Source organism: uncultured Alistipes sp. (assembly GCF_963931675.1).
GTDB lineage: Bacteria > Bacteroidota > Bacteroidia > Bacteroidales > Rikenellaceae > Alistipes.
The window spans coordinates 1,857,964-1,883,024 of sequence record NZ_OZ007039.1 but is presented as its reverse complement, the minus strand read 5'-3'; the positions used below and the strand labels follow the sequence as shown (position 1 = coordinate 1,883,024).

Sequence of the window (25,061 nt, the reverse complement as noted above, 5' to 3'; positions counted from 1 at the left end):
ATGAAGAAGATAAAGATTTCAGAGCTACCCTTGTATTCCTCGCTTAAAGGGCTTTTCACCATTGGCACGGACGCGAACAACCGCAGTGTCAAGGTGTCTTTGGAATTTGTCGAGGAGCAGACGACCGAGGCGGTCAAGAACGCTGAAACCGCCACCGCCGCTGCCAACAAGGCTACGGAGGCGGCAAAGACCGCCACGAACGCAACAGAGACCGCCACCAAGAAAGCTATCGCGGCTACCGAGGCGGCGAACACGGCAACCAAGAACGCGGACGCAGCTACCGCCGCTGCCAAGACCGCAACCACCAACGCAGACGCTGCTACAGCAGCTGCCAAGACCGCCGCGACGAATGCAGATAATGCCACCGCCGCTGCCGAGACCGCTACGGATGAGGCTCAGGCGGCTACTGGCGAAGCAAAAACCGCCACCGCCGCAGCGAACAAGGCTACCTCCGATGTGCTGGCGGCGTTCGCAGGGCTTATACCGTCGTCGCTGACAGTGAAGTACAACGAGCGGCTGACGCTGGGAAATATCCAGCCTGTGTACATCAAGGCGGAACTCCAGCCAGAGGGTACGTTGAAGAACGTGATTTTCCTCAGCGACAACAAGGCTGTTACCGTCAACCCCGACGGGCGCGTGCAGATAGTCGCCAAGGGAAGGAGCGTAATACACGTCATACCTACCTGCCACACCGCTATCGCCAAGACCATAGCCGTGACCGTGGAAGAGCCTACTATGCGCCTCGTCAACACGAGGTCGCAGATGCGTTTCACCCAGTCGGGCGGTATCAGGCTGAACTAACAGACAATTTATTTATAAACACCTAAAAATCATTGTTTTATGGCTTTCACAGAAACTCAAGAAACAATCCTCGAACAGATTATCGAGGCGTATCAGAACGGCAAGCGTCTCAGCGACCTGCCCGAAGTGTCGGGAAAGAACCCGTACAACCTCTACTGCGAAGTCCTCGACGAGGACGGCGAGAGCAAAAAGGCAGCACTCGCCTCGCTCCTGCCCTACATTGAGGACGACTGCTCCTACGGAGTGGAGTTCGACATCACGGTAGCCTCTCCGACCTGTACCCGTATCGGCAACACAGACCTGCACAAGTCTCTGCCCGTGCAGAGCAGGATGAAAGGCTGTCTGCTCGACGACGACGGCAACGTGGTTGAGTATCTTGATCCTACCGACTGGACGGGCAATGTGCTGGACGGCTCGCGCGGTCAGGTAATGGTTGAGATACCTGCCCACTACCGCAAGTGCGAGACTGAGGGCAACAAGCGCAGGGTGCGCATATCGGAGCTTCCGCTGGCTGGCTACCACCTCGTTCCCCGTATGTACATTTCCGCCTACCAAGCAACCGTTGAGCGCAGCACCCTCAAGCTATGCTCCGTCAAGAACACGGGCGTTGACTACCGAGGCGGCAATAACAACGCTGAATGGGACGGGCTGGTAAAGACCCTGCTCGGTCGCCCTGCTACCTATCTCAGCCGTACCAACTTCCGCAAGTACGCTCGCAACCGCAACGCAGCCGCCACCTCGGAGTGGAACTGTATGACCTACGATGCACAGAAAGCCCTCTACTGGCTGTTCGTCACTGAGTACGCTACACTGAACACCCAGGCGGCTTACTACGCAGAGAAAGACTCGAACGGCTTCTCGCAGGGCGGACTCGGACAGGGTGTAACAAACGCCTCGCGCTGGAGTGAGTTCAGCGGCAACTTCCCGTTCGTCCCTAACGGCTACACCGATGCGCTGGGCAACGGCACTGGGCAGGTGGAGTACATCGTGACTGACACCGACCTCGACATCACGCAGGACGTGTGGGTTCCTCGCTATCGAGGAATTGAGAACCCGTTCGGCAATATTTGGCAGTGGACTGACGGTATCAACGTCCGTATCAACCCGACCGCCGACAACGGAGGCAATGACCTCTCCGAGGTGTTCGTATGCTCCGACCCCGCCAAGTTCAGCGACAGCGGCTACGACGGCTACAGCCACGTAGGTAACGAGGCTCGCACAGAGGGATATGTCAAGCGCGTCATCTTCGGTGAGTATGGCGAGATTATGCCTGCGGAGGTTGGAGGCGGCTCTACCACCTACCACTGCGACTACCACTACACAAACATACCCACCGCTACTGCTCTCCGTGGTGTCCTGTTCGGCGGTTATGCGGGTAACGGTGCGGGTGCGGGCTTCGCCTTTGCGCACTCGCGTTCCGCCCCCTCGCATTCGACTGCGCTCTTCGGCTCTCGCCTTTGCTTTATCCCCGAACTCGCGTAGTACGCGACCGCGCCCCGTCGCCTGACCCGTCCCGTGTGGACGGGCTGGCTGGGGAGCTTTATTGAAACGATTATTCAGAACGGCTTATGGAACAACATACGACAATGAACGAAAGACAAGACGACGGCTCGCTGGCTTTCCTGCAGATACCGCGCGACGAGAACAGCCGCAGATTCAACTGCGACGAAACGACGCAGAGCAAGCTGGTAAACACTGAATTTTGGGTGGTGGACTTCATCGAGGAAGTGCCTACCAAGTTCAGTAAGCAGAAAGGAACACGCGGTCAGACGCTGGTCAAAATCAAGATGCGCAGGGACGCGCCAGACAGCGAAGCGAAGAAGTTCTTCACTGGCTCTCAGGATATCCTCTACATCTTGAAGAAAATCAAGGAACTGGACGCTTTTCCCCGTCGCGTCACGCTGCGAGGAAGCGGTAACAGGTACTATTTTGAGTAATTGATAAAATGATAGAATTGATTGAGAAATAAAGGTTGGCTGCTCCTTGTGGTGTCCTGTTCGGCGGTAATGCGAATAACGGTGCGAATGCAGGCTTCGCCTATGCGAACTCGAATAACACCCCCTCGAATTCGAATACGAACATCGGCTCTCACCTCTGATTTTCACTCCAAGTGTGGAAACGCAAGTGGAGAAACAATATAACGGGAGCAGCAGCCCTACCTCTTGGTAAAAAACGTCTGAAATCAGAAAGGTGTTGGTAGGAACGCCTGTTGTACTGGCTACCGAAGACTCCGATTACGAAAAGCAAAGCATATGAAACGTATAGGGAACTTGTACGAACAGATAATCAGCTTGGAGAACCTGCGTCTTGCCGACCAAAAGGCAAGGCGTGGGAAGCTCCGTTCCTACGGGGTGCGCGTCCACGACCGCAACCGCGAGGCGAACCTGCTCGCCCTGCACGAGGCTCTGCTAACAAAGACATTCCGAACATCGGAATACGACGTGTTCAAGGTGTACGAGCCAAAGGAACGGGAGATATTCCGCCTACCGTACTACCCTGACCGCATAGTGCATCACGCAGTAATGAACGTGCTGGAGCCGATATGGACGAAAGTGTTTACGTACAACACCTACTCCTGCATCAAGGGACGCGCTCTCGACTACGTAGGCTATAAGTTCTACAGGGAGCAGAAGCTGATACGCAAGAGTATCAAGCAGAACTTCTGCCGTGCCGCAGCGAAGCTGAACAAGAGCCGTCGCCCAGTACCCGTCAAGGAATACAAGATGGCGGTCGCCTCGTGGCTCGGCTGGGCGAAGCACAGCAACTCTAAACATTTACTCAAATCAATAATCAACCCTCAGTATTATGTTAGCATTTTATGACAAAAAGCCCTCCGTGCTGGAGGCAGTGGGCAACGGCAGCTACCGTTACCGCTACAACATCGAGGAAGTAATTCCCGAAGTTACGGACGAGAACGCGAGTGAGACAAACCGCTCGCAGTGGAAGTGTCAGGAGGTGACTGTATGGCTTCCGCTTTCATCCAATGGTATCACCGAGGCCGTCATCAGCGACAAGTGGGAGAACAACTACGAGCAGAAGCTGGTGAACGAGTACAACGCCGTCCAGATGGGTATTATCACGGGCGAGGAGGCAGAGGAGCGCGTCGCCGCTTACAAGGCGTTCCTGACCGCTCGTGCTACGCTCAAGGCGCAGGTGGACGCAGACTGCGAGGAACTCGGCATACGCTGATACTCGAACAGCATCAAGGGGAGGGCTTAGCGTTCTCCCCACGGTGCTTTTTAGGAAAACGCAAAATTAGCCCCTCTCGCGGACTTTTCGGCTTCGGGCAGTAAATTACACAAGTGGGCTATTTAGGTTGCGTTATCGTTGAAATTTGGTAAAAATAACTGTACATATTTGACGATATGATAATCTACGACAGCAACGGGCGTACCGTACTCAACATAACGGTGGACGACAACAGCTACGGCTACGAGGCGATAATGGGCGACCACAATATCGTCCTCCGCTTCAACCTTGCCGAACACGTGGAGATACCCGTCGGGGCGTACTGCACATTCGAGAACGCCCGTTACTACCTCATGCGCCCCGAAGCACTGAAAATGAAACACAGCCGCAACTTCGAGTACACCGTCACTATGGAAGCACCCGAAGCTCGCGCCAAGATATGGAAGTTCCGCAATACGGTGGACGGGAGGCTGAAATTCTCGCTCACCGCCAAGCCTATTGAGCACCTGCAGATGTTCGTCGATAATATGAACCGCCGCGACTCGGGGTGGACTGTCGGCGAATGTATCGAGGGCGCGGAGGTGCTTATCAGCTACGACCACGCGTTCTGTTACGACGCCCTCGCGCAGATGGCTTCGGAACTGAATACGGAGTTCGAGTTCAACGGAAAGATAGTTTCGCTCCGCAAGCTGGAGTATAACAAGAGCAACCCACTCGACCTCTCCTATGGACGGGGAAACGGCTTCAAGCCCGACATCGGGCGCAGCAACTACGGGGACAACGCACCTACGGAAATACTCTATGTGCAGGGCGGTACGGACAATATCGACCGCAGCAAGTACCCAGACAACGAGACGCTGCGCACAGTGAGCAACGGCTGCTTGCTCCTGCCCGTCCTCCAGTCCATAGCATACGACGGCGAACACTTCGAGGACGAGACAGGATACATAGCAGCCAACGCCCGTCATTACATCACGGACGACCTCGGCTTGTCGATACGCCGCACGGACAAGGAGCTGACCAGCCTCGCCGAAGATAGCCTCGACTGCTCTGAGATATACCCGAAGCGTGTCGGAACAATATCAGAGGTGGTCGTGGAGAGCGAGGAGAATAACTTCTACGACATCGTGGACTCAGCCATACCCTCGACGCTCAACTACGAGGACTACCTGATCGAGGGCGAGACAATGACCGTGATTTTCCAGTCGGGAATGCTCGCAGGAAAGGAGTTCGAGGTGAAATACATACACGAGGCGAAGGATGGCAAGAAAGCAAGGCGGTTTGAGATTGTTCCGCAGGAGATTGACGGGCAGACAATGCCCAACGCCACCTTTGCCCCGAAAGCAGGCGACACCTACGCCGTGTTCCACTGTATGCTCCCCGACGCCTACATCTGCGACAACGCCACCAAGACGGGAGCCTCGTGGGATATGTTCCGTCAGGCTGTCAAGTACCTGTTCGACACAGAGGAAGCGCGCTTCTCGTTCACTGGAACGCTCGACGGGCTGTGGTCTAAAAAGGACTGGACGAACATCGGCGGAAAGATACGGCTGGGGGCATACGTGCGCTTCCACGACGACCGCTTCCAGCAGGAGGGAGTGCTGGTGCGTATCACGGGCATAAAACGCTACATCAACAATCCGCAAAGCCCCGAACTCACGCTATCCAACGCCACTGTGTCCGCGAACTTCGGAACGACTCTGCAGACGCTCAAAAGCGAGGAGGTGCTTGTGGAGGATTACCACCGCGACGCTATCCAGTTCACAAAACGGCGTTTCCGCGACGCGAAGGAGACAATAGAAATGCTCGAAGATGCGCTCCTCGACAATTTCACGAACGCGGTCAACCCTATAGCTGTTCAAACGATGAGTATGCTCGTCGGTGACGAGAGCCTGCAATATCGCTTCGTCAAGTCGCTCACTGACTACACGCAGGTCGCTGATACGGTCAACTGGGACGGGACGAACAAGCAGCTGACCGTCGGGGCGAGCTTCATACAGCACCTCACGCTCGGTATCACCGCGCTGTCCTCCAGCCATAGCGGTTACAAGGTATGGTCGCTCCCTGCGTTCGCCTCGGCTCAGCTGATAGACGGCAGCAAGAAATACTACCTGTACGCCAAGTGCAGCCAGTCTGCGCAGACGGGCGATTTTATCCTCTCAGAGACCGCCTACTCGCTGGACACGGGCGGCTACTACTACCTGCTCGTCGGTGTGCTGAACAGCGAGTACGACGGGGTGCGCAGCTACGTTCCTCTGTACGGCTTCTCCGAGGTGCTGCCAGGGCGAATAACCACCGACCGCGTCGTATCAGGCAACGGGGATAGTTACTTCGACATGGTGAACAACGCCATGAAGCTGGGCGACTCCCTCGAGTTCAACAAGGAGGGCGACGGGAAACTGCGACTGAAAGGTACGCTGGTGCAGAGCGAGAGCGGCACGGAGAGCTACATAGGCTGCTACCGAGGTGTGTATAACAGCTCATACACCTACTACAACGGCGATGAGGTGATTTACTCGGTCAACGGGATTACATCCACCTACCGCTACATCTACGCCACCCCTGCGAGAGGTGTAGCACCGACAAGCAGCGTCTATTGGCAGGTAGTTGCTCAGGGCGTGAAAGGAGACAAGGGCGAGGACGGCACAGACGGAACGTCCGTGAAGATACTCGGCTCTCTCTCATCTACAAGCGAACTTCCTGCTTCGGGCAACGAGGCTGGCGACGGCTACCTCATCAATGGCGAACTATGGGTGTGGAGCGGCACGGAATGGAACAACGTAGGCTCTATCAAGGGCGACAAGGGAGATAAGGGCGACAAGGGGGACGACGGCGAGGACGGAGCGGACGCTGACTACTACGAGCTGCGCTATGCCAAGAACGGTTCTACCACCAACGCGCCCTCGCTCTCCGTCACTTCTGTCAACCCGAGCGGCTGGAGTACTACGCAGCCTACGATAGGCACGGCAGAATACCTGTGGATGACTATCGCCAAGAAAACGGCTGACGGCTTGACGCTCGTACAGAAGTGGAGCACGCCAGTGAGAATAACCCCCTACGACGGCAAGGACGGCGCGAATGGCAAAAGCCCAGTAATGGTGTTTCGAGGGACGTACAACTCCAGCACTACATACTACGGCAATGATAACCGCCTCGACTGTGTGAAGTACGGCAACACCTACTACATCGCCCGTATCGACGCTGGTACGTTCTACGGGAAAGCACCTACGAACACATCATACTGGAACAGCTTCGGAGCGAGCTTCGAGAGTGTGGCAACCAATCTCCTGCTGGCCGAAGGGGCAAACATCGGCGACTGGTTCATCAGCGGAGGGAAGATAGTGTCAACGCTATCTAACGGAAACCGCATCGAGCTGGACGCGGCGAATAAGCGGATACGAATATATTCGTCAGTTTCTGGAGGAATATACTCGCAAGAGAATATTGGTTCGCAGATAACGATAGACGCTAACAATGGAACAGTGGAGTCGAGGAGTACGGACGGATCGTCTTCGGTCAGCTATCTCTCCCCCACTGGAATATTCGCTAACCGCGCAGGGACACAGTGCGTAGCAGCCTCTACTGGCATGATTCAGAGAGCAGCTATTGTTGGGATCGGATATGGAAAACTTGATAAGCAAATATGGAGTGGAAACAGCGACAACAACTGCCTCGCAGGAGTGTACGGGACAGCAAGCAATAGCGGAACAGCTCCGTACTACGGCGGTCTGTTCCGAATTCTGAAAGCCTACGGAATGATATTCAATGTGGAGTACATAAACAACACAGCCACTTCGAAATACCTATACGATTCCGACACCTATGTGATGAGCTTTTGTACCGGACAGTGTACTACTTACCTGCCAGCAGCGAGCCGTGAAGGGCAGATAGTGTTCCTCAAGCAATGGGGTACGGGCTATATGCGTATCTACCCTCGAAGCGGACAGCTGATATACGACGACAACTCCGAGAACAGCTACTACGACTGCGGCTGCGGTCAGATGGTCATTGCCGTGTTCGTTAGGGCAAGCATCAACGGCGAGAATTCGGAGGTGTGGCATGTAAACCGAATAAAATTCTAAGTTATGATCGAGCAAGCGGAATATGGTTATATGGAGGGCAAGTACCTCCGCAGTCGGCTCATCAAGCCGATAACGAGAACGTGGGTGGACGGCGACGGAGTCCAGCACACGGAAACGGTGTCCGTCGAGCAGCAGATAGCTGCACTGTCTGAGGAGTGGAAGCCCGTGGACGCTATCAGCCCCGAGGCGTTGGTGAGCGAGGACGAGAACTACATCATAGTCCCCGTTCCCTACGACCAAGGGGAGCGTATCGCCTACCGCTACGAGAAACGCTACGACTATCAGCGTATCAAGCAGCAGGTGGCTGACCTCAAGCAGGCTCTCACGGACAGCGACTACAAGGTGATGAAGTGCTACGAGGCTTCTATGCTGGGACAGCCTATGCCCTACGACATCGAGGAGGTGCACGCGGAACGGCAGGCGATGAGGGACAAAATCAACGAATTAGAGCCTCTTTTGCCACAAATTGCCCCGAAAGTGATTACAATATAATCACAATTCACTACCTTTGTACAAAACTCTATTAAAATTTAGAACTCATGGATGTATTGAGCGAAATAGTGAAAGTTGTTGTCCTGGCAGTCAGCTCGCTTGGGGGTATAGGGCTGATAAAATTCCTGTTCTTTATGAAGCCTGAACGCCGAATGAAAAACATCGAGGCTGACGAAAAGGAGCTGAATGTAATGAAATCTCTTGTAGAGAGCTTGCAGAAGCGCATCGAACAGCAGGACGAGAAAATCAAGGAACTGAATGAACGTCTTGACAAGTTGTACATAGAGAAGCACCAGCAGGAAAGGGAGAACAACGCACTGATACGCGAGAACAATGAACTGAAACTTGCCCTCAAAGAGGCGGAACACAATGTCTGTGTTCGCCCTGATGATGAGTGTTTCAAAGGTCGGCTGCCGAAGCGCACATACTGTCGCCTTAAAAAACTCGCCGCTGGGGATTATGATGCGTTCTATGAGTGCGGTCAAGAAACAGACAACAAAGATGAGAATGAAGATAGCTGAATACCTGAAAAGCCTGATAAAGGCGGACACGCTTGACAGCAGTAAGTCGTTTGCACTCGTGCTGTCAAGCCTTGTCGGGGCTTTAATAGGTCTGTGCGTATGCTTCTGCCTGATATGGGACGTATGCACCAACGGATACTTGAAAACCGAGCTCGATGCTTTGGGATTGTTCATGCTTTGCATAGGCGGCTTCATGGCAGGAGGAGGTATTAACAAGGCATTGAGTGAAAAGAGAAACAACAGGGACAAACCAATAAACAAGGAAGGATAAACAATGAAAGAAAAAATCTTGAATTGGGTCGGTACTGACGGCCTTCTGCACATCATCTGCAGCGTTATCATCGTTAGCGTACTCAACGTACTGCTCCCACTTTGGGCGGCTGTTTTGATTACGGCGATTGTAGGGATTGGTAAGGAGTTCATTTGGGACAAGTGGCTCAAGAGAGGGACTTTCGAGAAAAAAGACCTTTTGTGCGACCTTATCGGGATTATTATCGGGTGTATCTAACTTAAAACAAAAAACAGATGAAAATCTTAATAGACAACGGTCACGGAGTTGACACAAAGGGGAAATGTTCCCCTGACGGTTCTCTGAGAGAGTACGCATACGCGAGAGAGATAGCCGAGAGAATTGTTTCAGAACTGAAAGAACGGGGCTTTGACGCTGAACGTATAGTCACGGAAGAGACTGATGTTCCTCTCGCCGTGCGCTGTCAGCGAGTGAATGCAGTCTGCGAGAAGTTCGGCACAAAGAATGTCATTCTTGTCTCAGTTCATTGCAACGCTGCGGGGAGCGGTCAATGGATGAACGCACGGGGCTGGGAGGCTTGGACTTCTGTCGGCGAGACAAAGGCTGATGAACTTGCCACCTGTCTTTACCGTGAAGCCGAGAAAGCGGGCTTCAAGATAAGAAAGGACATGACTGACGGAGACCCTGACAAGGAGGCGCATTTTTATATTCTCAAACATACGAAATGCCCCGCCGTCCTGACTGAGAACCTTTTTCAGGACAACAGGGAGGATGTCGCCTATCTTCTGTCCGAGACAGGGAAAAAGACGATCATCGGGCTTCATGTCAACGGCATCATGTCCTACATTAAGGAGGGCTGATTATGAAAAGTGAGCTGATAAAGTGCCTGTTCATACTGGTACTCGGAATGCTGTTAGGGGCAACGGTGATAGCTCGGCTCTTCCCAAACAGCCGCTTGCATAACACGGTTTGTGATGCGGTCGTGTGCGACACTACTACTGTTTACGACACAGTACGGGTGTATAAGCCCGTACCGCGAGATAGCGTCGTGATACGCTACATCACGGAGGTAGTGAAAGTGACGAGGGAGGAGGAGCAGCCAACCATTGCTGATGAGTCGGAGCCTGCGCAAGCAATCACCGTTGACGTTACCTCAGCGGACAGCGTGAGGGTGAACGTGCCTATCACGCAGAAAGTGTATGAGACGGACGACTACCGCGCCTACGTGAGCGGCTACCAGCCGTCGCTCGACAGCCTGCTATTCAAGCAGCCTACGCAGATAGTCCGCATCAAGGAAAAGCCCAAGCGGTGGGGCATCGGCGTTCAGGTCGGCTATGGCTTCACGCCGCAGGGTGCGCAGCCGTATATCGGGGTGGGAATATCATATAACCTGTTCAGATTTTGACGGCTTCGGGGAAATTGCTACCTTTGCCCTGACCGACGGAATGCCGAGCCACCATTTCGCCCCGTTTAGGCTGGTTTTACTGCTGTTTTGTTGCTATTCTGTGGTAATCGGTAGGCGAAAATTGTTTCTTTTAATTGGTTTTCAATAGGTTATATACTGGACCTGACATTCTGCATCGGCAAATGACGGCTTGTAAACAACCGTAACCAACCATAACCATTTAGAATAAAGTCGCTGTATATCAGCGACTTTTGTTTTTATGTACTTTCCAGACCGTATTTGGAAGTAACGGTTTTTATCCATATTTTTCATACATATTTCTACCGTGACAGAAATTCACGGTTTGCCCAAATATCACAGTGACGCATTAGTTGACGTGTGTTGACAATGGTTTACATGTGTGGACAAAAAGGGAAATTAAAATTCATGTAAAATGGCAGAAAATAGGACGAAAATATGGAAGTAAAAAGAATTTGTCAATGGTGCGGAAAACCCTTCATCGCACAGAAAACAACTACCTGTTATTGCAGCCCGCAATGCTCGAAACGAGGTTACAAACACCGAATGATGGAACGGAAGATGGAGCTGCGCCATATGCAGGAGATGCAGGAATTGCGCTCGTCGCTGGAAAAGCAGGAATACTTCACTTTTTCGCAGGCAGCACGTCTGATGGGTGTAAGCCGCCAGTACATCTACAAACTGGTAAAGGAAGAGAAACTCCGTGCATCTCGGCTCAGCGGAAAGATGTCGTTGATACGGAAAGCCGACATCGAACTCATGCTCAAAAGCAAACCTTATGAACGGCTGGTAGCAAAAAACGACTTTGACATCACCGAGTATTACACCGCCGAGGAGATTGCACAGAAATATAAGGTCAATGCCAAATGGGTATGGACTTATACACGACAGCACAAGGTTCCGAAAGTGAGAATCCGCCAGTTCAACTATTACAGCAAGAAACATATTGATGCTGCTTTTGCCAAATATGAGGTGGACTCTGACCTGACGGAATGGTACACGCCCGAAGATATTCAGGAGAAATATGGCATGACACGTGTCACCATCCGTTCACACGTCTACCGTAACAACATACCTTCGAAAAAAGAACACGGGCAGATATTCTACTCCAAACTCCACTTCGATCTCTCGAAAAACTCTGCGGAAGAGAGCAAGGCCGAATACTACACCGTCAAGGAGGCAATGGAAAAATTCAAACTCTCCCGAGACTCGGTTTATAATATCCTACAATTCCATCAGATCAGTCGAGAGAAGAACGGGCGCTTCGTCCGCTTCCTGAAAGTGGACTTTGACCGGGTTATGGGTGTCCGTAAGTGACCTGATTATAGGCTACCGTAAATTATTCTAAAATTAATCGTCACTGAAGGTGGTCTGCATGGTTACATTACAGTGATTTGCCAGCGAATTAATAACAACCATAAAAAATAGTTCCTATGTTTACGATCCGAGTAGACCGCACCGATAGCGGATAGAAGAAAAAAGCTATCGAGATTTTGGTTAGATTAAAGCAGCCAAACCTTAACTAACTAAAATAGCGATAGCCATGAGAGGACAAAGAAACGAAATTAGTTTCAGAGGACAAAAGATTTATATAGGGATCGATGTCCATTTGAAGAGTTGGTCGGTTACGGTCTTGTCGGAGACCTCCGTGCTGAAGAAGTTTAGTCAGCATCCGAGTCCGGAAGCATTGCACGGATTTCTGGCGCGGAGTTATCCGGGAGCCGAATATCATTCGGTATACGAAGCCGGCTTCTGCGGGTTCTGGATACACGAACGGCTGACGGCATTAGGGATTGACAACATCGTGGTCAATCCGGGGGATGTTCCGACCAAGAGCAGTGAAAAGCTTCGTAAGAGTGACGCCGTGGATAGCAGCAAGCTGGCGCGGAGTTTACGAGCCAACGAACTGAAAGGCATTTACACGCCGGACAGCGCATCGTTGGAGATGCGTTCCTTGATAAGATTGAAGAACTCGATAACAAAAGACACGACGCGTCAGAAGAACCGGATCAAGTCCCAATTGCGGTATCTGGGCATTGGGATTCCACAAGAGTTCCTCGAACCGTTCTCCAACTGGTCAAAACGTTTTATTGCCTGGTTGAAGGAGGTTGAAACCCTCACACCGAGCGGGCGTCAGGCCCTCGACATTCAAATCCGGCATCTGGAGGAGCTACGCCGCCAGAAGTTGGAGATGACACGGGCTTTGCGGACATTGGCCAAGACGGACCGGTTTCGCGAACCGCTGCGGTTGATTATGACCGTTCCGGGGTTCGGACAGGCTACGGGAATGGCATTTCTTTCGGAGATATGCGACATTGCCCGTTTCCGCAATGCCGAACAACTGGCCGCCTATATCGGGATGATCCCGATGTGCCATTCCAGTGGAGAGAAAGATGGGACAGGAGACATTACCGTGCGAAGAAACGCCGTCATGCGCTGTAACCTGATAGAGGCCGCATGGGTGGCGGTACGTCAAGACCCTGCGATGAACCTGTTTTTTACTGAACAGTGCAAGCGAATGCCAAAGAGCAAGGCCATCGTAAAGGTCGCTCGCAAACTGGTCAACAGATTATACTTCGTACTCAAGCACCAGACTGATTATGTCAATAGTGTCATGTCATAGAGAAACCCTTCCGGTAAACGGATTTTCCCAGAGAGAATACTACATGATGTTTGCGGCGTTAACGTCCGCTTAAAATAGTTTGCTCCTCTGGCCTTTGTAAACTAATACAGGAACATGCGGCAGCGTGCTGACCGCTGTGGAAAGTCTGTTTACCGAAGGTTTTTTACGGGTTCTGAAATCTCGGCTTTCGAAAGGGCCAAAGGTGTTAAGCACGAAGTGTCTCCGCACCGGCTCGATCAGAGGCCGGCGGAGTCACTTGTGCCTTGACCTTTGGCCGGGAAGATCTTCAAGAAACGCAATATGTTGTTAATGAAATAAAAACAAATCTAACCAAAAACTTTGATCCAAATTTATTTGGATTGTAACTGGAAATAACATTATGAACGATTGTAAAACCGTAACATTAAGAACACGTCCTTTGAAAAACAGGATGCTGTCGTTTTATCTGGATTATTATCCTGGGTATAGAGACAAGGAAACAATGAAAGTTATCCGTCATGAATCGCTTGGCATCTATATATATGCCAATCCGAAGAACAAACGGGAACAGGACTTCAACGAGGTAATGGCCGAGAAGGCTGAAGCCATCCGTTGCCGCAGGTTCGAGTCGGTAGTGAATGAACGGTATGATTTCTTCGACAAGTACAAACTCAAGGCTGATTTCCTGGAGTATTTCCGTAATCAGCTCCGTAAACATGACCCAAAGTGGGAATTTGTCTATCTCCATTTCAGCAACTTCGTGCATGGGAAATGTACTTTTGAGGAACTCGACATTGATCTCTGCAACAAGTTCCGTGAGTACCTGTTGACGGCAAGGAAACTCAAGCGTAACGGACAAATCACACGAAACTCCGCATCGGGATATTGGTCTACATTCAGGGGACTTCTGAAAATCCTCTACCGTAACGGACTGATCCGCAACAACGTCAACGACTTCCTCGAAAAGATCGAGACCGAAGATGTAGTCAAGGATTATCTTTCAGTGGAAGAACTCTACAAGCTGGCCGAGACACCCTGCAAGAAGCCCGTACTGAAGACGGCATCCCTCTTCTCGTGCATGACCAGCCTGCGTATCAGCGACATCCTCGCCCTCTGCTGGGAGGACATCGTGGACTATTCGGCCGGTGGCAAGTGCGTACACATCATCACCAAAAAGAACCGCTCCGAGGACATCATCCCCATCAGCGAGGAAGCACTGGACCTGATCGGCTACAGCCCTGACAAGCGGGGAATGGTATTCAAGGGGTTACAGCGCTGTTGGACCCAGACTTACATGAAAGGGTGGATTCGTTCGGCTGGAATCACCAAGAAGATCACATTCCACTCCTATCGTAGAACATTCGCTACGCTGCAAGCGGCTGCCGGAACGGACATCCGCACCATACAAAGCATGATGGCTCACAAGAGTATAACCACAACCCAAAGGTACATGAAAGTAGTGGACAGCAACAAGCGTGAAGCCAGCAAGAAAATCACCCTGATGCGGAAAGACTGACAGGCATTTTGACCACCTGTTTTAGCGGATATAGTTTGATTTTGAGCGAAAAATCGAACTATATCCGTAATTTTTGTGTAAAATCGGACGATTATAACTCATTATTTATCAGTATCTGGAATAACGCACATAACTTTGGCGTACAGTAATTCCAAATAGTGATAGAAGATGACAAATACAGAACAAATCCGAACTAAGAAAATAAGTTTTATCCTTGCGCTATCCGTTATCATTTTTGCGGCCATAGCCACTTATTTTACCCTTTGCCATGACATCAACATCATGCGCATAACAACTCCTGTAATTCTCGGACTGGCGATGTCCATCATATTGTGTGGAGTCCTGCAGAAATTTTTCTATAATTGGCTGACGAAAAATCCTATCCACTTCTCTTTTGGTGAACAATCCTCTCCTGTTATAGAATCAGAGAGCACCACAGAGCCTGTTTGTATTGCCGAAACACTCCCTGCCGAACAACCGGCGGGTTCTTCTAAACAGGAGTATGCTCCATCCCTACAGTCAAATCAAGAGCCTGTCATCCCCGATTGTTCCAATGAATCTCATTTGGAAAAGTATGACTCCATTCTGGAAGAACTCAAAGAGAAAGAATTGAAAAGGCAAGTAAAAGTTATGGATGCGATTCGGGAATATGTAACCATCAAGACTGCCCCCTATCTCTCCAAAGAGGCTATAGCGACTCTCATTTCCAACATTGAGTACATGGCTTGTGATCAGCCGGAGCTCTACAAACCGATTCGTTCCAATATTGACAATCCGCTACGGTCACCGGGACTTCGTCATCTGGCGTGGAATGTCGGTGAACGATTGAGAGTACCGTTGGCGAAAAGAGCCGTCTTTATCAAAGAATCATTTCCATACGAACTTGAAAACGCGAGTCATGAATATCTCAGACTTAATTTGCGGGATCAGGTAGCAAGTCAGATTCCAATTGATGTACCTGAAAAGGGAGACTATCGCTTCCATTTGGAAACAGATAACGATGAGTCGTAACAAAAAACGTATGCAGATGAAATAATTAATCCGGTCTGTATTGTTCTGCAAAGCTTCATTGGGTTGGTTCGCAGCATGTTGAACGATTAAAAAGTTATAATATGAAAACAGACCAACTTACATTCAATGACTTGCCGGCAGTAGTCGGCGAACTTTGCGACCGGATAGCAAGCATGGAAAATCTGCTGACAGAAAAACTGTCCAAGCAGCATGAAGCCAAAGAAAACACGCACGTTCCCATGACCGTGCAGGAAGCTTGCGCCTATCTCAAAATGCCGTTATCGACATTTTATTACAAGGTCAAAAAAGATAATATTCCAGTCATCAAGCAAGGGAAACATCTATACATTTATCGGGATGAACTGGATAAATGGCTGGAATCCTCCCGAAAGAATCCGGCTCCGCAAACTTTCGAGGAAGAGAACGAAGCCATGCTCGCTTCCCATCGCCGTAAACCTAACCTTAAAAACTGGTAATGATGGAGAAGACGGACGAAACGATTCCTTCACGTGAAGAACTGGCAGTTTTTATAGAGGAAGCAGCCGTGAGCGTCACGAATAACTATGATGAGGCGCCGGCAGTGTTGATGGTGGATGATGCTGTTATAGGCACATTGGGGAATTTCAGCGCTTCCATCGGGAAAGCCAAAAGCAAGAAGACTTTCAACGTTTCGGCCATTGCCGCATCAGCATTGAATGGCCGCACTGTTCTTCGTTACCGTTCCATGTTCCCCGAGAACAAGAGGAAGATTCTGTATATCGACACGGAGCAAGGACGCCATCATTGTCAACAGGTACTGAAGCGCATCCTGCGTCTGGCGGAAATGCCGGATGACAAGGTGCCGGAAAATCTGATCATGTTGTCTCTGCGTAAGTTTGCACCAAGAGTGCGCCTGTTGATAGTCGAAGAAGCTATCGGCACCACACCTGGTTTGGGTCTGGTCATTATAGATGGCATCCGTGATTTCCTTTACGACATCAATTCATCCAGTGAATCTACCGAAGTTATCTCGAAATTCATGCAGTGGACGGACGACAAACAAATCCATATCCATACTGTCCTGCATCAGAACAAGAATGATGAACATGCGCGTGGTCACATCGGCACGGAACTCAACAACAAGGCGGAAACCATCCTGCAGGTAGAAGTGGACAAAGATGACAAAGCCATAAGCGTGGTCGAGGCCGTTCACATCCGGGACCGGGACTTTGAACCTTTCGCTTTCCGCATAAACGAAGACGTCCTGCCCGAACTGGTAGAACCATATCTGTCCAAAGAGAAGAAGAGCGGGCGACCAACCAAAGAACCGTTCGATCCGCAGAGGGAGATTCCTGAGCCTGTACATCGTGCTGCAGTGGATGCCGCTTTTGCCAATGGCAATATCGGCAGTTACGATGACTACCTGGAACGTCTGAAGGAAGCTTACGGATTGCACAATGTAAAGCTCGGCTACAACAAGGCAGTCAAGGTAGCCACCTTTCTTGGTAACAAGCGGATGGTTATAAAGGAGGGGAAAAATTATATTCTCAATCCAGAATGCCATTACTGAATACAACTTTACTTTATTGCAGGGGTGTATATATTAGAATAAAGCAAAGTCGGCAGGAAATCACCATGTGAGATACTCATTTTCTCCCCTCTTTTAGTGGATAATATTATCCTGCATTTCATTGTCCAAGTGCCAATTCATTATACGCATCCGATATGGCTTGCGGGGAAGCATAAACAGGTAACTGTTTCGAGATATGCCAAGGTATAACCTCACTGCGTTACGGTTGTACATTGGCGCTCTTGACTGCTCAGTTCCTTCGCCAGTACGGTACTCGCAAGCTCGCACCTTTTCAACCATTATAACAACGATTCAAATGAAAGAAAATATTACCAATACATCAACTTCCCCGAAAGAAACAAGAAGCGTCTTTGTCGGGGCAAAAGTCACTCCCAGCCAGAGAGACCATATAAAATCACTGGCAGAACAATGCGGCATGACCGTAAGCGACTACATATTGTCATGTGCGTATAACTTCAAGCCCAAAGCGAGGCTCACGAAAGAAGAGGCGGCACTGTTGCAGAATTTGGACAATTGTCGGTCTGATCTCGTAAAATATACCTCCGCACTTCACGGGATGTCCACAAAACAACGGATGGTAATGTTCAATCAGATTCCGTTCATGGTCGGCTGGCTCGGAGAACTTTCCAGTGTTGCCGAAGGCGTCTGCCAATTCCTAGAAGCCGTAAAGGAGAAAAACAAAATTCCGTCCAACCCTCAATCCGAAGAAAAATGATTGCAAAAGCCAAAGCCATATCTTACGGTATCAATGACCTTCGTTATATTACTGGCGAATCAAAACACAAGAAGCATCCGGAAAAAATATATCGGGTATTGGACAATCTGTTGCCCTCGGATCTGGACGCTATGGGAATATGGAACTCTATGCAGTTGACCCTTGCCCAGCATCGGCCGATAAAGAATTCCATTATCAGAATAGAGTTGAGTCCATCGCCTGAGCATACCAGTTTCTATGACATTGAGGACTGGCAAAAGTTATGGCACGAGTTTGCCGAAGAGTTCGACAAACAAGTGATTACTGGCAAGGACGGGAAAGTCCGTTCCTGCCCGACCAATCTGGCAAACAGCAAATACACGGTTTACCTGCACATGGAATCCAAAGGGAAAGTTCCCCATCTCCATGCCGCAATTTGCCGCTTTGATGAAAACGGGGACATCAACAATGACCATAACATTCATCTTCGGGCACAACGTGCAGCCGAGCGAGTTGCAGTGAAACGTGGCTGGAAGACTGCGGAAGAGATCCGAAGTCGCAACATTCCGGAAGTAAGCAGAGAGTGCATGGAGGTATTGAGAATCATGCCATCGTGGTCATGGGAAGAATACAAGAAGGCACTTGCCAGGAGAGGCTATTCCGTATATGAACGGAAAGACAAGAAAGATGTTCTCCGTGGATATGCGATCCTCAAAGGAAATACCAAATACAAGGCCTCCGAACTGGGAGTGGCCCGTAACCTGATGATTTCGAAACTTCCCCGTACGTGGCAAAAGCTCCACTACCGGGAGAGGCTTGCCGCTCAGGTCAATACTTCTCATAGCCATCGGCTGGAACCTGTTCAAAGACAGGCAGCCGATATGGACTATACTCACTATCGTTCCGGCTCGGTGTCCTACACGCTTTCTTCCCATGGCGGAATGGAACAGCGTTTCTATATCCCGGAGCGGGTACTTGACTATTTCAATGAAGAGTTCGACTACCGGGAGGTTGCCAACAGCAGCGAGTTGACCGACATAGCCGTAGCTATCTTTGTTGGTATGCTTGATACGCCCGCCGTATCTACCGGAGGTGGTGGCGGAGGTTCGCAAAGCGATCTCCCCTGGCGGGACAAGGACGATGACGACCTGCAATGGGCCCGCCGCTGTGCACGTGCTGCTACCCTCCTATTGGGTAAGAAACCGAGAACAGGATTAAGACGATAAAGTCATGAAACAAGCACACAAAAAGCGGCCGCCTCGTGCGACCGCTAATAGTCCGCCAGGATTGCCGGATATGGGAAAATTACTTTATAAATCTGAAAAATCTGAAATTAGCGTAAGTTTTCTATACATAATCCACTTATAATCAATTTATTTATATCTTTACATCTTTGATTAAGAAACAACACAGAAACAAAACCATCGATTAAAGCAAATTCAAGCCTTTTCTATTTTCATTAGGTTTCATTCCTTTCACTTGTTTGCACAAGGAGTCCGTGTTCTACAGTGAGCAGTTATTCTCTCTGCTCCAAGAGCCATTTATTGATGAACATACTTGCAGCCAAAAAAGAAAAACATCCAATCTCTCTTCTGTCTGCGCTTCCTTTTTTTTGTCAGCAAACTGCTCTTACAATAATAGTCATAGGCATACTGACAAGCAAATATGCCTATCTAAATATAGTTTACTTTGGTTTAGCTTATATATAGAGCTAATAAACTAAAGTAAACTGAATTTTCGTAACCGTTATCTGTTTTCAACAGAGTCGCGCCAAACGAAAAAATAGCTGGAGTCAATAAGTTACTTGGCGCAGACATCTCCTTTCTTCCACTCGTTTGATTTTACTTTAATGAACGTATGTATGAAACGGAAATAAAGTAAAGCTCATATTTCTCTTTTCGCTGTAATCAGAGTCCTGGCGTAATTAACACTTCTATACCATACATGAACAACTGAAAATCCTTGTGTCTCCGGTTTGATTTCTGGTGGTACAACTTGAAAGACAACCGCTTGCAGCAACACAGGCGGCTGTTCCGTTTTCGGCGGGTACACAATTTCGACACAAATACGGGGTTTTTCCTGCTCCGGCTATTGAATAGAATGGCCGCAACTATCACCAGCGTATCATTGCCCACCTATTTCTTTTTCACCGTTTCCTTTATCTATTATAAAATAATCTCTACCCAATTTACACCTGTCGTCCATCGTGAATTTCACATCCACAACAGTATGGGCTGGTTTTGAGGAAGATAACTGCATTGGTTGCATATCAAGCACAGGGAACCAAGAACGAAGGATATCCAAAAAGAATTGATATCTTGCCTTGGTAGTAAAACTATATCTGTCCTGCGAAGAAAATGGAACAATAAACATATAGCGCACATTGGCTATATTAAGTGAAGCCCAACAATATGGATACCTGTAGTCTTGCTCCTTACGGATACATAAAGAGAACAAAGGAGTTGTATAATCCACGGAACAGGATGCAACCATAGGCAACCTCCGATAATTCGCAGGTGCATTGATCCAATCTATTGTTTTCTGGAAAAAGCCGATTTGATTTTGGGGCAGGCAGCTCACCGCATATTTACAGAAACATTTATATACATTTTGCGGAATGTACTTTAGGGATGACGTATCCAAAGGCGGCAGATTCTGAATGCCTGTTCTGATATCTCCATTCTCGATATGCAGATCCTTTAATTGCATCATAAATGTCCCCTGAGAATTATATTGGCGACTTGAACGATCCAGCCAAAACTTAAAATTCTCGCCACATGTTTTTCGTATTCCCTTTTTTCCTGAAATACCGCACAAAGAAAGCAGGAAAGAGTGCATATTCACGACATCGGGTTCAATAGTCCGGCTAAAATATTCGTTGCATTCATCACATTCTTCATGGCAAACAAGGCTTTTATACCCCAAGGACTCAGATATGGCATGGGATTTATGAGTAAATGAGGTTAACGGAGCAGAGCGATGGCAGAAACGGCATACTCTTTTCGATTTGTCAGCTTCTCCGATGTATTGCATTCGACCTTGCCCATTGAATATACACACCGAATAGTTGGATGAAAACTGTTCCATCCTTTCTGCATAAGGCTGAATAAAATTTTCTTTCCCGTTGAACTCATATACGACTCCTTTCAAGCGATATAATATGATTTGGTCTGTTTGATAATCCCTTCCGACAATAACGATAAACTTTGAATTGACGGGGATGTTGTTTAGTTCATATCTTATCGTCTCGGGAAAGCCATTTTTTCCTAATATATCCAACTGTTTCAAACGGGATCTAAATTCCTCATCCGCTATTTGGACCGGCAATATCGCACCGGTTTTGTCTATCTTAAATATCGAAGAAACAAGCCGACACATACGAAGCGTATGAGCCTCCAAATATATAGCACAATCTCTTAATGAAACAATTGTAATTTTCATCCTTTACGTTCTGAAAACATCAATAAAAATACACAAATTTATAATCATTTCAGATGTATCGTACTAAACTGTATCAACTTTTACCAAGTGTAAAACTCTCATCATAACCAGAAAACATCTGCCATTCGCAAAATAAGCACAAGTTTATCCGTTATACACTGAATCCATTTCGGGGTAGCCTAATACCCCTGCTGACTGACGTCGCAGGGAGAAGTGTCCATGCAAGCAGCAAGCTGGGACACGGGGAATTGTCCGAAACAACACGGAAACAGTATGGCAAATGCAAAACAGGTTCTCGACGTTCAGGTGTCGAAAGGGATCACCGCCGCCCAAGGCAACGAACATCTGCGTAATCGCAGCGAAGAGGCGGAGAAGTACGCCATGAGCAAGGGCAACTACGACCCCACCCGCAAACATCTGAACTTCGAGATTGTGCCCGGAGGCAAGGTTCGCCCCATCGACACGAGCCGCAATATCCCGGAACGGATAGCGGACATATTGGGCCGTCGCGGCATCAAGGACCCCAACGAGGGATTGATTGAACCGAAGTATCGCACGGTGGTAAACATCATCTTCGGCGGTTCGCGGGAGCGGATGCACGAACTCGCTTTCGGCACGCAGAAGGTGGATTTTGAAAAAGGTGCGGACAATACCCGCATCAAAAGGAAGAGCGACATCGAACGTTGGGCGAAGGATGTCTATTCATTCGTTTGCGGCAGATACGGCGAGCAGAATGTCGCCGCCTTCATTGTACACCTCGACGAATTGAACCCGCACGTGCATTGTACGCTTCTGCCAATCAAGGACGGGAGGTTTGCGTACAAAGAGATATTCGCCGGAAAGGACAAGTTCGAATATAGCGCGAGGATGAAACAGCTCCATACGGACTTTTTCGCCGAGGTCAACACGAAGTGGGGAATGGAGAGAGGTCGTAGTGTCGCCGAGACCGGCGCACGGCACAGGACGACGGAAGAATACCGCCGTATGCTCTCGGAAGAATGCACCACCATTGAGCAACAGATTGGCCGGCATCAGGAAGTCCTGTCCGCCCTCCATTCGGACATTCGGCTGGCAGAGCGCAGAGTCAAAGGTTTGACCTCGATGGTGGAAAACTTGAAAAGGGAGAAGAGCGAAAAAGAGGCTCAACTGTCGGCACTCGAAAATGATATGGATACCCGGAAAGATGATGCTTTGACCCTATCTGCCGAGAAAGAAAAGCTCGAAAAAGAGCTGACTGCTATCCAAGGGAAACTGGCAGACAAACAGGAGAAGCTACAAACCGCCGACCGACAGCTTTCCGACCTCAAGGCAAACATGGATGCCATTGAGGAACGCACGGAACAGCTCAAGGAGGAAGCCGACGAATACTCCCGTGATGTCCACTCCAAAGTGGACAGCCTACTCAAGGACGCCATGCTGGAAAATATGGTCGATGAGTGGAGGGAACTGTCGGCGCGGATGAAGCCTTCCGAACGGCAACTTTTCGACGACACGCTCGTGCGTTCCGTGGCGGAACGGGGAGCGGAAGTCATGCGCTGCGCCACGATGCTCTTTCTCGGTATGGTCGATGATGCCACTACGTTTGCCGAAACACGTGGCGGAGGAGGTGGCGGAAGCGACCTCAAATGGGGACGTGATGAAGACGAGTACAACCGGGCATGGGCGCTTCGCTGCATGAGGATGGCGAGCCGCATGATGCGCCCTTCCATCGGCAAGAAGCCCAAGCGTTGAATGGCAAGGTTTATAATAAAGAATCGGATAAACAACAAATTAAGGATATAAGAATATGACGAAAAATATCATTTTCATTATTGCGGCACTTTGTTCGCTGCAAGCCCGTGCGGATGTACAACCCACGGAAAGGGATACTGTACACCGCACGTACCGTTACGATGACACAGAACTGCTGCAGCCGTTACAGCCCTTATACCTTGACGGAGTGGTCGTTCCGGCACGGGGAAACGGCAATTGGTTTGTCAGTATCGCCGGAGGTGCGACAGCCTTTCTCGGCACGCCGCTCGGTTGCGAAGACCTGTTCGGGAGGTTGAAACCCTCGTACAGCCTTGCCCTCGGCAAGTGGTTTACCCCGTGGGTAGGTGCACGCATAAATTACAACGGGTTGCAGTTCAAGGACGGCACGCTGGCCGTGCAGGAGTACCATTATCTCCATGCGGATCTGCTGTGGAATGTGCTTGGCGGCAGCTATGTCCGGCAGAAACTGGTGCGCTGGCATCTGGCACCCTTTGCGGGTATCGGACTGCTGCACCATGCGACCAACGGGCATAACCCATTTGCAATCTCCTACGGCATACAAGGGCAGTATCGCATTTCCAAAAGGGTAAGCGCCCTCATGGAACTCTCCGGTACGACCACCTTCCAAGACTTCGACGGGTATGGCAAGGCGAATCGGTTAGGCGACCACATGCTTTCACTCACTGCCGGATTCTCTTTCCATATCGGCAAGGTCGGCTGGAAACGGGCCATAGACCCAAGCCCCTATATCCGCCGCGATCGGCAGCTCGTCGATTATATCAATGTACTGTCGGAACAGAACAGCCGCTACGCGGGACAGCATGACAAGGATAGCCGGACGCTGGCCGAGCTGAAGAAGATACTGGAAATCGAAGGATTGCTCGACACGTACAGCCATTTCTTCGATGATGACGATGCTATCTAGCGCAAAGGTTATCCGAGGAACAATTACAGCGGGCTGAACTCCCTGCGGGCAAGGTTGAAGAACAAGCATTGGAACGGAAAATCACCATTGGAAGGACAAGCCCCGAATGGAAATGGCCGGGCAGACAGCCTGCAGCACTGGCCGGATAGCGTGCCTGGTCTCGGAACAGGACAGTTCTAGAATCTTCCCGACAGCACTTTGGCAGACTATGCCGTTCGGATGCAGTCCGGACGGGAATGCATCGGTGCTCCCATCTTCTTTTTCTTCGAACTCGGCACGTCGCACCTGACAGACCCCTCCCAATTGGTCAATCTCGACGAACTGGCACGGGTGGCAAAGAAATACGGTCTGAAAGTTAAAGTCACGGGAGCGGCCGATAGTGCGACCGGAACAATTGGTATCAACAATGCCTTGAGTGCTTCGAGAGCCGACTATATCGCCTCGGAGCTGAACAAGCGGGGGTTGTCGCCCGACAGGATGACCAAGACCGGCGAAGGTGGCATTTCCGATTACGCCCCCACGGAAGCCAACCGACATACAAGGGTGGAACTGTTCTTCCCTAAATCAAAGGGAAATAAGTGAGCTTCCGGTTGGGCCGTGCTGAATATGTCTTAGGTCAGAGGCTCGGCTGCAGGTAAAGTTAAACGAGAGGAGTTCGGAAAAGGATTCCTCTCGTTTTTGTGTTGTAATATGAATGTCGCTTCCCATCAGTACGAATTGTGACAGACGGAATAGCGGATATGTCTTTTCCTAAAATACCTTTCAATTCGATGTGAAAACGAATCTATATAG

22 protein-coding genes and 1 pseudogene are annotated in these 25,061 nt (G+C 49.8%); 22 read left to right on the top strand and 1 reads right to left on the bottom strand.

Annotated elements, in window-relative coordinates; all coding sequences use genetic code 11:
* The 20 genes from ABGT65_RS07995 (at position 1) to ABGT65_RS07900 (ending at position 19,377) form a co-directional block, all read left to right on the top strand.
* Positions 1–801: a hypothetical protein gene (locus tag ABGT65_RS07995; RefSeq protein ID WP_346701158.1), complete on the top strand. Its 801-nt coding sequence runs from the start codon at positions 1–3 to the stop codon at positions 799–801.
* Between the two features lie 39 nt (positions 802–840).
* On the top strand, positions 841–2,283 hold the full coding sequence (locus ABGT65_RS07990) for a hypothetical protein (RefSeq protein WP_346701156.1): 1,443 nt from the start codon (positions 841–843) through the stop codon (positions 2,281–2,283).
* Between the two features lie 86 nt (positions 2,284–2,369).
* A complete protein-coding gene (locus ABGT65_RS07985; protein ID WP_346701155.1) occupies positions 2,370–2,738 on the top strand; it encodes a hypothetical protein in 369 nt (122 codons plus the stop codon).
* 315 nt (positions 2,739–3,053) lie between these two features.
* Positions 3,054–3,623, top strand: a complete 570-nt coding sequence (locus ABGT65_RS07980) for a hypothetical protein (RefSeq protein ID WP_346701153.1) — start codon at positions 3,054–3,056, stop codon at positions 3,621–3,623.
* Positions 3,607–3,990 carry a hypothetical protein gene (locus ABGT65_RS07975; protein WP_346701151.1) on the top strand — a complete coding sequence of 128 codons (384 nt, stop codon included), beginning with the start codon at positions 3,607–3,609 and terminating at the stop codon, positions 3,988–3,990. Before ABGT65_RS07980 ends, ABGT65_RS07975 begins: the two co-directional genes overlap by 17 nt.
* Before the next feature lie 176 nt (positions 3,991–4,166).
* Positions 4,167–8,072, top strand: a complete 3,906-nt coding sequence (locus ABGT65_RS07970) for a hypothetical protein (RefSeq protein ID WP_346701149.1) — start codon at positions 4,167–4,169, stop codon at positions 8,070–8,072.
* Positions 8,073–8,075: 3 nt separating this feature from the next.
* Entirely contained in the window at positions 8,076–8,564 is a 489-nt protein-coding gene (locus ABGT65_RS07965; RefSeq protein ID WP_346701147.1) for a hypothetical protein, read from the top strand.
* A gap of 47 nt (positions 8,565–8,611) precedes the next feature.
* Positions 8,612–9,085: a hypothetical protein gene (locus tag ABGT65_RS07960; protein ID WP_273372999.1), complete on the top strand. Its 474-nt coding sequence runs from the start codon at positions 8,612–8,614 to the stop codon at positions 9,083–9,085.
* Entirely contained in the window at positions 9,066–9,356 is a 291-nt protein-coding gene (locus ABGT65_RS07955; RefSeq protein ID WP_273372998.1) for a hypothetical protein, read from the top strand. Before ABGT65_RS07960 ends, ABGT65_RS07955 begins: the two co-directional genes overlap by 20 nt.
* A 3-nt stretch (positions 9,357–9,359) precedes the next feature.
* Positions 9,360–9,593, top strand: coding sequence for a hypothetical protein (locus ABGT65_RS07950; protein WP_346701145.1), 234 nt, complete (start codon positions 9,360–9,362; stop codon positions 9,591–9,593).
* 17 nt (positions 9,594–9,610) lie between these two features.
* The gene (locus ABGT65_RS07945; RefSeq protein ID WP_346701143.1) at positions 9,611–10,195 is read left to right on the top strand and encodes an N-acetylmuramoyl-L-alanine amidase; all 585 of its coding nucleotides are present in this window, start codon (positions 9,611–9,613) and stop codon (positions 10,193–10,195) included.
* Between the two features lie 311 nt (positions 10,196–10,506).
* On the top strand, positions 10,507–10,740 hold the full coding sequence (locus ABGT65_RS07940) for a DUF6808 domain-containing protein (protein WP_273372993.1): 234 nt from the start codon (positions 10,507–10,509) through the stop codon (positions 10,738–10,740).
* 456 nt (positions 10,741–11,196) lie between these two features.
* Complete coding sequence (locus tag ABGT65_RS07935) at positions 11,197–12,075, top strand: helix-turn-helix domain-containing protein (protein ID WP_346701141.1); 879 nt, start codon at positions 11,197–11,199, stop codon at positions 12,073–12,075.
* Between the two features lie 226 nt (positions 12,076–12,301).
* On the top strand, positions 12,302–13,381 hold the full coding sequence (locus ABGT65_RS07930; RefSeq protein WP_087309029.1) for an IS110 family transposase: 1,080 nt from the start codon (positions 12,302–12,304) through the stop codon (positions 13,379–13,381).
* 379 nt (positions 13,382–13,760) lie between these two features.
* On the top strand, positions 13,761–14,876 hold the full coding sequence (locus ABGT65_RS07925) for a site-specific integrase (RefSeq protein WP_346701139.1): 1,116 nt from the start codon (positions 13,761–13,763) through the stop codon (positions 14,874–14,876).
* 168 nt (positions 14,877–15,044) lie between these two features.
* A complete protein-coding gene (locus tag ABGT65_RS07920; RefSeq protein WP_346701138.1) occupies positions 15,045–15,887 on the top strand; it encodes a hypothetical protein in 843 nt (280 codons plus the stop codon).
* A gap of 101 nt (positions 15,888–15,988) precedes the next feature.
* Complete coding sequence (locus ABGT65_RS07915; protein WP_346701136.1) at positions 15,989–16,363, top strand: helix-turn-helix domain-containing protein; 375 nt, start codon at positions 15,989–15,991, stop codon at positions 16,361–16,363.
* A gap of 2 nt (positions 16,364–16,365) precedes the next feature.
* Positions 16,366–17,436, top strand: coding sequence for an AAA family ATPase (locus ABGT65_RS07910; RefSeq protein ID WP_346701134.1), 1,071 nt, complete (start codon positions 16,366–16,368; stop codon positions 17,434–17,436).
* 316 nt (positions 17,437–17,752) lie between these two features.
* A complete protein-coding gene (locus ABGT65_RS07905; RefSeq protein WP_346701133.1) occupies positions 17,753–18,172 on the top strand; it encodes a plasmid mobilization protein in 420 nt (139 codons plus the stop codon).
* Positions 18,169–19,377, top strand: coding sequence for a relaxase (locus ABGT65_RS07900; RefSeq protein WP_346701131.1), 1,209 nt, complete (start codon positions 18,169–18,171; stop codon positions 19,375–19,377). Before ABGT65_RS07905 ends, ABGT65_RS07900 begins: the two co-directional genes overlap by 4 nt.
* 898 nt (positions 19,378–20,275) lie before the next feature.
* Here ABGT65_RS07900 and ABGT65_RS07895 read toward each other — a convergent pair.
* On the bottom strand, positions 20,276–21,592 hold the full coding sequence (locus ABGT65_RS07895) for a hypothetical protein (RefSeq protein ID WP_346701129.1): 1,317 nt from the start codon (positions 21,590–21,592) through the stop codon (positions 20,276–20,278).
* A gap of 273 nt (positions 21,593–21,865) precedes the next feature.
* Between ABGT65_RS07895 and mobV the strand changes: the two genes are divergently transcribed.
* Together mobV and ABGT65_RS07885 are read left to right on the top strand one after the other, a co-directional pair.
* Positions 21,866–23,323, top strand: coding sequence for a MobV family relaxase (gene mobV / locus ABGT65_RS07890; RefSeq protein ID WP_346701127.1), 1,458 nt, complete (start codon positions 21,866–21,868; stop codon positions 23,321–23,323).
* Positions 23,324–23,378: 55 nt separating this feature from the next.
* Positions 23,379–24,851 (top strand): annotated as a pseudogene (locus ABGT65_RS07885) (OmpA family protein).
* Positions 24,852–25,061 lie beyond the last annotated feature (210 nt).

Excerpts from the sequence above, each read along its gene's own strand:
- ABGT65_RS07975 (WP_346701151.1), top strand. The coding sequence starts at position 3,607 with ATGTTAGCATTTTATGACAAAAAGCCCTCCGTGCTGGAGGCAGTGGGC.
- ABGT65_RS07915 (WP_346701136.1), top strand. The coding sequence starts at position 15,989 with ATGAAAACAGACCAACTTACATTCAATGACTTGCCGGCAGTAGTCGGC.
- ABGT65_RS07985 (WP_346701155.1), top strand. The coding sequence starts at position 2,370 with ATGGAACAACATACGACAATGAACGAAAGACAAGACGACGGCTCGCTG.
- ABGT65_RS07905 (WP_346701133.1), top strand. The coding sequence starts at position 17,753 with ATGAAAGAAAATATTACCAATACATCAACTTCCCCGAAAGAAACAAGA.
- ABGT65_RS07995 (WP_346701158.1), top strand. The coding sequence starts at position 1 with ATGAAGAAGATAAAGATTTCAGAGCTACCCTTGTATTCCTCGCTTAAA.
- ABGT65_RS07910 (WP_346701134.1), top strand. The coding sequence starts at position 16,366 with ATGGAGAAGACGGACGAAACGATTCCTTCACGTGAAGAACTGGCAGTT.
- ABGT65_RS07945 (WP_346701143.1), top strand. The coding sequence starts at position 9,611 with ATGAAAATCTTAATAGACAACGGTCACGGAGTTGACACAAAGGGGAAA.
- ABGT65_RS07950 (WP_346701145.1), top strand. The coding sequence starts at position 9,360 with ATGAAAGAAAAAATCTTGAATTGGGTCGGTACTGACGGCCTTCTGCAC.
- ABGT65_RS07990 (WP_346701156.1), top strand. The coding sequence starts at position 841 with ATGGCTTTCACAGAAACTCAAGAAACAATCCTCGAACAGATTATCGAG.
- ABGT65_RS07960 (WP_273372999.1), top strand. The coding sequence starts at position 8,612 with ATGGATGTATTGAGCGAAATAGTGAAAGTTGTTGTCCTGGCAGTCAGC.
- ABGT65_RS07930 (WP_087309029.1), top strand. The coding sequence starts at position 12,302 with ATGAGAGGACAAAGAAACGAAATTAGTTTCAGAGGACAAAAGATTTAT.
- ABGT65_RS07925 (WP_346701139.1), top strand. The coding sequence starts at position 13,761 with ATGAACGATTGTAAAACCGTAACATTAAGAACACGTCCTTTGAAAAAC.
- ABGT65_RS07970 (WP_346701149.1), top strand. The coding sequence starts at position 4,167 with ATGATAATCTACGACAGCAACGGGCGTACCGTACTCAACATAACGGTG.
- ABGT65_RS07980 (WP_346701153.1), top strand. The coding sequence starts at position 3,054 with ATGAAACGTATAGGGAACTTGTACGAACAGATAATCAGCTTGGAGAAC.
- ABGT65_RS07955 (WP_273372998.1), top strand. The coding sequence starts at position 9,066 with ATGAGAATGAAGATAGCTGAATACCTGAAAAGCCTGATAAAGGCGGAC.
- ABGT65_RS07895 (WP_346701129.1), bottom strand. The coding sequence starts at position 21,592 with ATGAAAATTACAATTGTTTCATTAAGAGATTGTGCTATATATTTGGAG.
- ABGT65_RS07920 (WP_346701138.1), top strand. The coding sequence starts at position 15,045 with ATGACAAATACAGAACAAATCCGAACTAAGAAAATAAGTTTTATCCTT.
- ABGT65_RS07900 (WP_346701131.1), top strand. The coding sequence starts at position 18,169 with ATGATTGCAAAAGCCAAAGCCATATCTTACGGTATCAATGACCTTCGT.
- mobV (WP_346701127.1), top strand. The coding sequence starts at position 21,866 with ATGGCAAATGCAAAACAGGTTCTCGACGTTCAGGTGTCGAAAGGGATC.
- ABGT65_RS07935 (WP_346701141.1), top strand. The coding sequence starts at position 11,197 with ATGGAAGTAAAAAGAATTTGTCAATGGTGCGGAAAACCCTTCATCGCA.
- ABGT65_RS07965 (WP_346701147.1), top strand. The coding sequence starts at position 8,076 with ATGATCGAGCAAGCGGAATATGGTTATATGGAGGGCAAGTACCTCCGC.